4 protein-coding genes are annotated in these 3,726 nt (G+C 39.7%); 3 read left to right on the plus strand and 1 reads right to left on the minus strand.

What is annotated here, in order from left to right:
• Positions 1-30: 30 nt before the first annotated feature.
• Positions 31-1,197, minus strand: coding sequence for an IS4 family transposase (locus ABD76_RS23675; RefSeq protein ID WP_242069761.1), 1,167 nt, complete (start codon positions 1,195-1,197; stop codon positions 31-33).
• Between the two features lie 540 nt (positions 1,198-1,737).
• On the opposite strand from ABD76_RS23675, the gene ABD76_RS23680 reads away from it, so the two are divergent.
• The 3 genes from ABD76_RS23680 to ABD76_RS23690 form a co-directional block, all read left to right on the plus strand.
• A complete protein-coding gene (locus tag ABD76_RS23680; RefSeq protein WP_197259487.1) occupies positions 1,738-2,382 on the plus strand; it encodes a hypothetical protein in 645 nt (214 codons plus the stop codon).
• A complete protein-coding gene (locus ABD76_RS23685; protein ID WP_197259488.1) occupies positions 2,369-2,776 on the plus strand; it encodes a hypothetical protein in 408 nt (135 codons plus the stop codon). Before ABD76_RS23680 ends, ABD76_RS23685 begins: the two co-directional genes overlap by 14 nt.
• A gap of 205 nt (positions 2,777-2,981) precedes the next feature.
• The coding region (locus ABD76_RS23690; RefSeq protein WP_197255187.1) for an IS256 family transposase at positions 2,982-3,726 on the plus strand (745 nt) is incomplete at its 3' end.

A 3,726-nucleotide genomic window follows, 5' to 3' on the forward strand; every position in this document is an offset into this window, starting at 1 on the left:
CAGACATGTTGATTAACCAAATTGTGTAACTCAAACAAGCCCGGCAGGGCTGAATTTTTCTCTTATCCTCTGCATCTTAACGAGCCATTCGGGAGGAAGGGAATTTAGCCTAAATAGACGTGCAAAGTGAATAAAGGACAGCTTTTGATGCCTAGATACGACCCCTTGAGTGGTATCAAATAACCATTTGAGTAACACGTAAACGATGAGAGCTACAAACAGCTGCCCGTACACGGCATTTTCAGTTGTCCCGAACAAAGTAGGGATATTCAAGTGCTGCTTGATCCAGCGAAAGAAAACCTCGATTTGCCACCGGGCTTTATACATCTGTGCGATTTCTTCTGGGGTCACTTGCATGAGATCGGTAACGACGCGGAGTTCTCGGCCATCGAAATCTTGGAAGGTAACGACGCGATGCCGCTTCTTGGATCGACATTGCTCTGTTCCAAGTTGGCACGTAATGTCCCGGATGACCGGGCTGTTAGGCTCTTTTTGCCGGCGTAGAGCACGTGGTTTTTCAAGATGAACGTTATCACGCAGTCGAACGACAAAGGATTGACCTTCTTCTTTGAAACGATCTAATCGTTCGAGCTTCCCGTAAGCCCGGTCCATAACCATAATGTAATCCAAATGGGTTAAGCTTTCACAGAGCGGACCATCATGTTTCGAACCAACCGTTTCGACCACGTTTAGAGGGGAGTCGCATTGGGCTTGCAAAGAAACATGTAGCTTAATGCCCGAACGCTCACCATGGTAAGGGGCCCAGGGCAAGCGAGTTTTTCCTACCGTTACGGTCGTCGAGTCAATCAAAAGCAATTCTTTAGGAAAGGCCAGCTTTCGGGTCGTTTGACGATTACAGGTTTGGATGAGCCGGTGTAGGAGCTCCTTGAATACAGCAAAGGGAACCTCAGCTGCCTTTCCGGAAAAACTGGAATAATGGACAGGAAGCAAGCCGCTGGCTGCTGCATGAACCACACCTGAACGGTAGCTATCCCATTGTTCAGAGGCAGCCATCGCCCAATATTGTAGCAAATGATGGACGGTAAACTTGCGGGCCTTGTCTTTATAGCCGGCGAGTTCGATTGCAGAATCGATTTCTTCTGCAGGCAAAACGGATTGAAGGATGGACAGGATCGTGGTAGACTTTTTCATGGAGTCGCCACCTTTCTTCGGTTGAGTTTGTAGGCGTACAAACATTTTACCGGGTGTGCGGCTTTTTTTCTACCATTTTGTGGTTAATCAACAGGTGTGGTATCTTTATATAGTAAGAATAGTATAGATACTTTATCGGAAAAGTTCCCCTGGTCGATATACTCAAGTTTGATATATATAGAAAAGCATATAAAGGATAAAGATATTTTATTTTATAACCAAAGTAAAAATACAAAATATAAAGATTCATTGATATCGAAATCAAAAAACTATTTGCAAATGGTCCCTAAAAATAAAATAGAGCTGCTTAATCATGTTAATATAGTAAAAATACACAATTCTTTAGGGATTTATTCAACTATTGGAGAGTCGCTACTTCAGTACATCAATTCGATAAAATTAGATGACGGGGGATTTAATTTATTAGATAGTGACATACTTGAGACTCAATCTACATACTTATTATACAGTTGTTTCTACGATAAGATTCCCCCTGAGTTAGTTTCAGATTTGCTAAAGTATCAGCTTAATAATGGTTTGTTTACTCCTCGATTCGAATTACCCTCAGATTTAATGAAGACTTATATGGCTGCGGAAGTATACCAAAATCTTGGACACGAAAATACGAAAATTTATGATTTTATCATGAACGATTTAGGGGAGTTAGAGGACTCAAAGAGTATTCATTATTTTAATAAGATAAGGAAATTATTAAAGATAGATAAGTTTATAGAAGAGGATTTGGATTTAAATCATAAAGCGTATTCTATAGATTCAAATACATTATATTCATTTTATAACTACGTTTTTTTCAATAGAAACAAGGAAAAGAAAGTGGAGAATATCATAAAAGAAAAAATATATGCATTGTTGCTTGACTCAAAAAGCAAATTGAGCAATCCTGAATTATTCATGATTTATGAAATATTATTTGAATTAAAAGCTAACATGAATTATTGGGATAATTATGTTAAAGACAATATTGTAGTGAGTACAATTCCAAAAGATTTAGCTGATTTATATTACTTTTCATTCTTTCTGATAAAAGTTGACTATATGAAAAAACAGAATTATTCAGGAATAACTGAACGTTTACGGCAATTAAAATTAGATGATGGAGGTTACAAAGAAAACTTTAGTTCAGTTACTAGTTCAATTAAATCTCTCTTTTTTGGGATTAAATTAGAAACTTTATTGAAGGAGTATAGTAGGTCGAATGAAAATACTTAAAATTCTAGTTATATTTATTTTTAGTATTTCTATAAGTGCGTGTTACTCGAACCAAAAAAGTAATGAAAGTAACAATGCCTTTACAAAACTAACAGTTACGGAAGTTGAGTCAATAGGGCTATCAGATTGGAATGTCAAGTTAGATACTTTGAATAATGGAGTTAACTGGGTTTTCGATATTTCATTAGATTACTTAGGAACAGACAATGTAAGCAAACTTCGCCTAAAGACATTAGGATATGAATCTGAGAGAGAGACTGATTTTAAACAGGGACTGAAAATTAAAGGAATTAATTTAGTTACCTCAAGTACGGAATTATTTGTAGACATTACTTGGTATATAGACGGTAAAGAATATAAGGGGTATAAAAAATATAATTTATTATGGAGATAAAAATGGAGGAGTGAGAGTAATGAATACAGAACGCTGGTTGTCAAAGGTGGAAATGATATTTGGGCAAAGACAGGGGTTGGAGAATTTAGTTGAGTCCGTATAATTGTGTAAAATAGCTTCTTCCAATAAATGAAGAGAGCCATATTCAAACCCCTCAAGTAGAATGTAGTTGCTGACACAACAAACTAGTGAGGTGGATTTGAAAATGGCTCAATATCAGATTAACGTAGATTCGAATATTTTGCATCAATTATTTATTGGAGATAGTAAGGATGCGGGAGTAGCCAAGCTGCTGGAATCCGTATTGAATCAAGTCTTACAAGCGCAGGTGACCGAACAGTTGGATGCAGAACGTTATGAGCGGGCAGAGGAGCGCAAGGGATATCGAAATGGGACATACCCGCATAAGCTCACAACACGTGTAGGCACACTTACGCTTCATATTCCACGTATCCGGGATGGCAAGTTCTCTACGGATTTATTTGCCCGATACCAACGAAGTGAGCAAGCTTTTGTATTAGCCTTAATGGAGATGGTTGTCAATGGTGTCTCTACTCGCAAGGTGTCGCAGATTACCGAGGAGCTGTGTGGCGCCGAATTCTCAAAGTCTACGGTGAGCGAGTTATGCAAGAAGCTCGATCCCATCGTACAAGCTTGGAGCCATCGTCCACTTGGTGACAGTCAGTTTCCATTTGTGCTGGTAGACGCCATGTACTTGAAGGTACGTGAAGACGGTCGTGTACGCTCTCGTGGACTTCTGATCGCAACAGGAGTCAATACCGACGGAACACGAGAAGTGCTTGGGCACATGCTCGGCGATTCGGAATCGGAAGAGACGTGGGGGGCCTTCTTCCAGGAACTGAAGCAGCGCGGGTTACGGGGTGTGGATTACATCGTCTCGGACCAGCATGGCGGGCTTGTGCGTGCGATCCGTCAGCATTTTCAGGGGG

It is taken from the genome of Paenibacillus dendritiformis (assembly GCF_015845845.1).
GTDB lineage: Bacteria > Bacillota > Bacilli > Paenibacillales > Paenibacillaceae > Paenibacillus_B > Paenibacillus_B dendritiformis_C.